Genomic DNA, 7,746 nt, shown 5'->3' on the forward strand with positions numbered 1-7,746 from the left:
GTTTTGAGGTCGTATTTTTGTGAAAAAATACAAAATGAAATCTCAGAAACAGACATCCACCTTCAACCTGTTGAGAAGCCATATGGGAAAGAAAGGTGTGCTGATGCCATTTTCCATTGTGCTCTCAGTTTTAGGAAACCTGATAGGGATGATACCGTTCGTGTGCGTATGGCTTATCATCCGCCTGTTGTTCACGCAAGGAGCCTCCGCTTCGGGTAATGAAATTATCCGTTATGCCTGGGGGGCCTTCGGTTTTTCCATCCTCTTTATTCTGCTTTATTTTACCTCGCTGATGTTATCGCATCTGGCTGCTTTCCGCCTTGAGCGCAATCTGCGTTATTCGGCTATGCAAAAAGCAGTACACATGCCGTTGGGCTTTTTCACAAAGAACAGCACCGGAAAGATGCGGAAAGTGATTGACGATAACGCCGGCATTATTCACACATTTGTTGCCCATCAGATGCCTGACCTGGCCGGAGGCATAACGGTGTCTGTCACCACGCTCATATTGATGTTCGTCTTCGACTGGCGTCTGGGGCTTGCCTGCCTGATCCCGCTGGTGATTGCTTTCGCACAGTTTTATCTGATGATGGGGAAGAACTATGCTGCCACCATGCGGCAATATATGACCTCGCTCGAAGCGATGAATGCCGAAGCAGTGGAATATGTACGCGGAATTCCCGTGGTAAAAGTGTTCCAGCAAACGGTCTATTCGTTTAAGCGGTTTTATGATAGTATCATGGATTACAACAAATGGGTGAAGGAATACTCCGCATCCATGAAGAAATCGATGTCGGTCTATACCGTAGCCATTAACGGATTTGCTTTTCTGCTCGTTCCCCTGGCAATTATTCTGATATTTATCGGCGGTAATTGGCAACAGGTCTCGTTGAATCTGATCTTCTACGTGCTTATCACGCCTTTCTTCGGACAATGCATCATGAAGTTGATGTACGTGATCGATGGTTATCGTCAGGCCGGTGAAGCTGTAAAGCGGATCGAAGCGATGACGGACGAAAAACAGCAGCTCATGACACCGCAGCCGCCGACGCCTATGCCGGCCATTTACGATATCCGTTTCAATGATGTCTCTTTCCGTTACGACGGAGCGTCGAAAGATGCGCTTTCCCATATTGAAATGGCCATCCCGCAAGGGGAGACTGTCGCGTTGGTAGGCGCTTCCGGAAGCGGGAAGACGACTCTGGCACGCCTTATTGCCCGTTTCTGGGATACCGGCCGCGGTATGATATCTATCGGTGGCGTCAATGTAAAACAGATCCATCCTGAAGAATTAATGAAACATATATCGTTCGTTTTTCAAAACACCGAACTCTTTAAGACCTCCATCCGGGATAATATTCTCTATGGCAATCCTGATGCAGCACCTGCCGATATCGACAGGGCTATCGAACTGGCGCAATGCCGCGAGATCATCGACAAGCTGCCAGCTGGTCTTGATACAAAAATAGGGACGGAAGGTATTTATCTTTCCGGCGGTGAACAGCAACGTATTACTTTGGCAAGGGCCTTCCTGAAAGATGCTCCTATCCTGCTTCTCGACGAAGCTACCGCTTTTGCCGATCCCGAAAACGAACAGGAGATACAGCAGGCGTTACGTCGTCTCATGCACGGCAAGACGGTAGTGATGATCGCTCATCGCCTCACCTCGGTGACAGATGCCGACACTATCGTGGTGATGGAGCAAGGCCGCATTATCGAGAAGGGAACACATTCCCAATTGTTTCAAAAGGAGGGCCTTTACCGCCGTATGTGGAACGAATATCAACAATCAGTCCAATGGGACATTAGAAAGACAACAAAATATGCTTAAATATATACAAAAACGGTTCGCCATGAGCGAACAAGGTGCCCGGGATTTTATCAAAGGAGTATTATGGACTACTTTGCAGAACTTTTCATTCATGCTGCCGGTAATTTTGGTATATCTTTTCCTGCAACACTTTCTGTCGCCCTATTTGAATGGCCGGGAGGTAGTGACGACTTCTGTATGGGAATATATTGTCTTCAGTATAATGGCTATCGGGATCATTTATGTCATTACCCGTTTTCAATATGAAAATACCTATGTGAATGTGTATAACGAAAGTGCCGTACGTCGTATATCGCTAGCCGAAAAACTACGTAAACTGCCGCTTTCCTATTTCGGGGAGAAAAACCTGTCTGACCTTACCTCAACGGTCATGCAGGACGCTACCGACCTGGAACATACCTTCTCCCATGCTGTCCCGCAATTAGTGGGTTCATTTGTTACGTTGATATTGACGATGATCGGGCTTGGCTTTATGAATTGGCAATTGGCACTTGCCGTCTTCTGGGTTGTTCCCGTAGCCTTGACGGTTCTCTGGTTCACCAAGAAGATGCAGACGAGAGAGCATCAGGCGAGTTATTTACAAAAACGTGCGGTTACCGAGAAAATTCAGGAAGGGATCCAGCAAATCCAGGAGATCAAGTCATACGGACAGGAAGAAACATATCTTTATGAGCTGTCGAATGAGCAAGAGCGGTTTGAGAAAGGACAAATCAATGGAGAGTTACTTATCGGGGTGATCATTAACACCATGCACGCCCTTATCAAGTTGGGAATACCCACGCTGATACTGGTCGGGACGACCTTGTTGCTCGCCGGTAAGGTGGATTTCCTGATATACCTGTTCTTCCTGATCCTCTCTTCCGTGATCTTTAATCCGTTGCTCAACGCATTGGAACATGGAGCAGTACTGTTCTTTCTCGATATTCGTATCAACCGGATGAATGAAATTATGGATCTGCCTGTGCAAACCGGAACCGCTGATTATTATGTGAACGATTATACTATTCGTTTCGACCATGTCGGTTTTTCCTATAAAGACGATGAGGAAAAAGTGTTGCACGATGTCTCGTTTGAAGCCCGTCAGGGAGAAGTGACAGCATTGATCGGTCCTTCTGGCGGCGGTAAAAGTACGGCGGCCAGACTGGCGGCCCGCTTCTGGGATGTAAACAGCGGCACTATTACCCTCGGTGGTACGGATATCACTACTATCGATCCTGAAGCCTTATTGAAAAATTATTCGATTGTTTTTCAGGATGTGGTACTCTTTAATGGATCGGTGATGGACAATATCCGCATTGGTAAAAAAGATGCCAGCGACGGAGAAGTATTGTGTGCAGCGCATGCTGCCCAGTGCGATGACTTTGTGCACAACCTCCCGGATGGATACCGTACCATTATCGGTGAAAATGGCAGTACACTTTCGGGAGGAGAGCGTCAACGTATATCCATTGCCCGCGCATTGTTGAAAGATGCGCCCATCGTGTTGCTGGACGAGGCGACAGCTTCGGTAGATGCTGAAAATGAAACCAGGATACAGGCTGCTATTTCGGAACTCGTCAAAAACCGCACCGTGCTAATTATCGCCCACCGAATGCGTACAGTAGCCAATGCCGATAAAATCGTCGTACTGGAAAACGGACATGTAGCCGAAACCGGTTCTCCATCAGCACTTATAAAACAAAATGGGCTTTTTGCCCGGATGCTTCGCATGCAGTCAACCGATGCGTCTATGGAACACAACAAACCTGTCTGGTAGTTTCCAAAAGTCGGAGAAGAGTGCATTAACCAAGCAACTTGCTAACAGTTTGTTCCGTCTGGATAATCTGTTTTGTATGAGGCTTATTATTTTTTAATGAAACAGTGTTGCATTTATGGTAAAGTTGTATATTTGTATTTCCATTACACAGATATTGATAGAATCTGTCAAGGCAAATATTGTAATCTCTAAAAACGTAAACATGGACAATAATCGATATGAAACAGCAAAACCCGTAACCATCATTTCCGGATTTCTTGGCGCCGGCAAGACCACCTTTCTGAACGAATACATTACTTACCGGAAAGGAATACGCCCGTTTATCATTGAAAACGAACTGGGTGAGGAAGGTATTGATGCCGGGCTGATCGTCGCACCCGGCACGGACGTGTTTGAGTTGAACAACGGCTGTCTTTGCTGTAGCCTCAATGAAGACCTGTTCGACCTGTTGGATGCATTGTGGAAACGGAACGATGAATTCGACGAACTGATCATCGAGACCACAGGCATAGCCGACCCTGCGACCATCGCACAGCCGTTCCTGGTCTATCCGGAAATAGAGGAGTGCTACAAATTGGAAAGGACCATCTGCATTGTGGATGCCCAACAGATCGATTTTCAACTGGAAGAAACCGAAGAGGCGCGTAAGCAAATTACCTTTGCAGACATCATCCTGATCAATAAATGTGATACGGTGTGTAAAGGACATCTTTCCGGATTGGAGGAATTGCTTCGAAATATCAATCCGTTTGCCGTCATACTATCGGGGGATAAAGAGTCGGGTTATCCTCTGGAAAAAATAATGGCATTCAACCGTGACGATTTCGACGGTAAAATACCCCCATTCGGGGCAACCGGTAAGGACGGGCACGATCATCCCATCCTTCATCCGGCCCCACATGCCGATGTAGAGGACCATTCACACTCCCATTCCCATTCACACCCTGACACACATCCGAATCATGAGGAATTTCACCATCACAGCATCAGTTCGCTCAGCTTTGTGTTCGACAGGCCGTTCAACCTCGACCGGTTCGGCCATCGCCTGATGATGTTCCTCAATATCCAGGCGAAAAATATATACAGGGTGAAAGGTTTTATATGGGCAAACGATGAGCCGCAAAAGGTGATCGTCCAGTCGGTCTCTAATATGCTGGCCATTACAATGGGGGAGAGATGGCCCCCTGAGGAAATGCCCAAAAGCAGGTTGGTGTTTATCGGTAAAGACCTTGCCTCACAGGGATTGGAAAAGATGTTAGCGCAGTGCCTGGACAAAGATTTTATTTATCCCTGATGTGATGAGCCAGTTTTACAAAATTCAATCGTATGACAGATCATAATAACTTTGACGTGATCATTATAGGTGGAAGTTATGCAGGACTTTCCGCAGCAATGGCATTGGGGCGTTCGTTACGAAATGTTTTAATTATCGATAGCGGAAAACCCTGTAACCGGCAAACACCCCATTCGCATAATTTCATTACTCAGGACGGGGAAAACCCGAAGGTAATTGCAGAGAAAGCCAAAACACAGGTTTTGAGTTACAATACTGTAAAGTTTCACAACGATCTTGCCGTAAGCGGAAAGAAATCAGGAACCGGTTTTGAGATAACGACGCAAACAGGTTCCCTGTGTACGGCAAAGAAGTTGGTTTTTGCTACAGGAGTGATCGACGTGATGCCCGACATCGAGGGTTTTTCTGCATGTTGGGGAATTGGGGTCATCCATTGCCCCTATTGCCATGGCTATGAAGTAAAGAATGAAAGGACAGGTATTTTAGCCAACGGGTATTTTGCTTTGCACTATGCGCAATTGGTACGGAACCTTACCCGGCACCTGACTGTTTTCACGAACGGCAAGGCCGATTTTACACAGGAACAAGCGGATAAATTTGCCAGACATAACATTCCGTTGATTGAGAAAGAGATTGCTTCCTTCGATCACGAAAACGGAAAGATCAGGCAAATCGTCTTTAAGGATCATTCAACTTTTGCGCTCCAAGCCCTTTACGCACGTCCTGCGTTTGAACAACATTGCAAAATACCCGAAATGTTAGGTTGCGAACTAACGGAACAAGGGCTTATCAAAACAGATATGTTCCAGAAAACAAGTATAGCCAATGTCTTTGCTTGTGGCGACAATACAAGTCCAATGCGTTCCGTGGCCTATGCGGTAGGTGCGGGAAATATTGCCGGTGCCATGGTAAACAACGAAATGACCGCGGAGGAATTTTAAAGGCTATCAACCTTAAGAATGTCTTGATTTTACAATTTTCGTAAAATTGACCGTTGTACTTTTGTTTCCTTATTTCAGCAAAAAAAATATGGGAACAGAAATTTCAATCCACAATCTCACCAAAAGTTATCCAAACGGTGCGAAGGCCTTGAAAGGCATTGATCTTGAAATCAAAAAAGGGAAATTTTTCACTCTTTTAGGTCCGAACGGAGCAGGTAAATCCACGCTTATTAAAATAGTAACCACTTTATCACAAAAAGATTCGGGCGAATTTTTGATTGGTGGAATAAATCCCGAATCCGAAAGCGCAAAAATTCAAAACTACATCGGTATTGCCTCGCAAGACAACGAACTCGACCCATCAGGGAAAGTGGAGGACTTGCTGGTATTCCAAGGCAGATTATTCGGACTGTCGAAAGCAGAAGCGTTTTCGAGAGCCCAAGAACTTATTTCGTTATTTCATCTGTCAAACGAAAAAGATAAAAAAACAAGTGCCCTTTCGGGAGGAAACAAACGAAAACTCCATTGTGCACTTGCTTTGGTACATCATCCGAAAGTCCTTTTTCTTGATGAACCGACCGTTGGAATGGATCCCTTGGCAAGAGCCAATTTTTGGGAAGTCATAACACAGCTAAATAAAACGCAAAACGCCACTGTTTTGCTAACCACGCAATACCTTGATGAAGCCGATAAATACGCCAATGAAATGGCGCTTATCATCGAAGGACAACTGCATTATTCGGGTACAATTGCGGGATTTAAAGAATTTGTAAATCTATCAGCATCAATGTCGTTGGACGACAGTTATCTGCATTACATTAAATCCATTTCTAAACAAAACACCACAAACGACGAAAAGCGATGAATACAGCAAATATATTACTGATGAAAAGAGCGATTATCAAACTGATAAAACAGCCATCCGCACCGCTTATGGGATTTGGCATGAGTCTTTTCTTCCTCATCGTTTACAATGCGGGAATAGGGGGCATCGGCAATTTGGAGGCTTTTGCCGGTAAAGGCTATCTGTCATTTCTATTCCCGATAGCGGTTATTTCATTGGCAATGGGTTCTTCATCAGGGGCAGGTCAAACGCTCAATGCCGATATGCAGTCGGGTTATTTCAAACGTCTTTACTTTTCGCCCGCCTCTCGTTGGTCGTTGGTTATTGCCCCGATGGTTGCAGACACGCTTTCATCACTTGTGTTTACGGCAATTTTGATTGCCATCGGAGCCTTATTCGGCGTAACTTTTCAATTCGGATTTCTTTCCGTTTTGGGAATTTTACTCATTTCCCTGTTGTGGTCGTTTACCTTATGCGGATTCTCGGCAGGCATTATGATACGTACCGGTCAGTATCAAAGTGCGTCGATAGTTACAAATGCCGTGTTTCCCCTGCTTTTTCTCAGCACCACCTTTCTGCCGAGGGAATTATTGACATCCAAATGGCTGCTGACCGTTTCGTGGGGAAATCCTGTTACTTATGTTCTCGAAGGGTGCAGGTACTTGTTGGTGGGGACCTCCGAAGCCAATTATTTCTTTATTGCCTTGATTATATTTACCTTTACATCGTTTATTTCAGTCGTATTCGCTTTATCAAGTTCAAAAAAGATTAAGATTTAACAAAAATGATTATCCGCAATATGCCCTATTGTAAATTTTGGATTTGAATTCAGGAGGATATGAAACAGCGGCTATCACAAGCCTGTCAAATAGTTTCTCCCCGAAAAATCTCCGGTTGAATTTATAACAGAATTCGTCGAGGTAATATTGCAGGTATTCGGGTTTGAGTTTATTGTGGTGCACGTCGAGTAACAAGCGTTTGACATTGCTGATTGCCGTATGTACCCAGGGCAAGACCTTCTCCACCTCTTCCGGTTTGACAACCAGTGAGGTATGTGTGGAAACATGCTGGCCCAGATCC

At 45.2% G+C, this 7,746-nt stretch carries 7 protein-coding genes; 6 read left to right on the plus strand and 1 reads right to left on the minus strand.

What is annotated here, in order from left to right:
* The first annotated feature begins 34 nt into the window (after positions 1-34).
* The 6 genes from F597_RS0108340 (at position 35) to F597_RS0108365 (ending at position 7,445) form a co-directional block, all read left to right on the plus strand.
* The gene (locus F597_RS0108340) at positions 35-1,831 is read left to right on the plus strand and encodes an ABC transporter ATP-binding protein (protein ID WP_019539276.1); all 1,797 of its coding nucleotides are present in this window, start codon (positions 35-37) and stop codon (positions 1,829-1,831) included.
* Complete coding sequence (locus tag F597_RS0108345; protein ID WP_019539277.1) at positions 1,824-3,587, plus strand: ABC transporter ATP-binding protein; 1,764 nt, start codon at positions 1,824-1,826, stop codon at positions 3,585-3,587. Before F597_RS0108340 ends, F597_RS0108345 begins: the two co-directional genes overlap by 8 nt.
* Before the next feature lie 202 nt (positions 3,588-3,789).
* Positions 3,790-4,881, plus strand: coding sequence for a CobW family GTP-binding protein (locus F597_RS0108350; RefSeq protein ID WP_169337969.1), 1,092 nt, complete (start codon positions 3,790-3,792; stop codon positions 4,879-4,881).
* Between the two features lie 32 nt (positions 4,882-4,913).
* Entirely contained in the window at positions 4,914-5,822 is a 909-nt protein-coding gene (locus F597_RS0108355; RefSeq protein WP_019539279.1) for an NAD(P)/FAD-dependent oxidoreductase, read from the plus strand.
* 88 nt (positions 5,823-5,910) lie between these two features.
* Positions 5,911-6,687, plus strand: coding sequence for an ABC transporter ATP-binding protein (locus tag F597_RS20415; RefSeq protein ID WP_019539280.1), 777 nt, complete (start codon positions 5,911-5,913; stop codon positions 6,685-6,687).
* On the plus strand, positions 6,684-7,445 hold the full coding sequence (locus tag F597_RS0108365; protein ID WP_019539281.1) for an ABC transporter permease: 762 nt from the start codon (positions 6,684-6,686) through the stop codon (positions 7,443-7,445). Before F597_RS20415 ends, F597_RS0108365 begins: the two co-directional genes overlap by 4 nt.
* Positions 7,446-7,454: 9 nt before the next feature.
* Here the strand turns inward: F597_RS0108365 and F597_RS0108370 are convergent.
* The coding region (locus tag F597_RS0108370; protein ID WP_026327273.1) for a transposase at positions 7,455-7,746 on the minus strand (292 nt) is incomplete at its 5' end.

This window comes from Proteiniphilum acetatigenes DSM 18083, assembly GCF_000380985.1.
Taxonomy (GTDB): Bacteria; Bacteroidota; Bacteroidia; order Bacteroidales; family Dysgonomonadaceae; genus Proteiniphilum; species Proteiniphilum acetatigenes.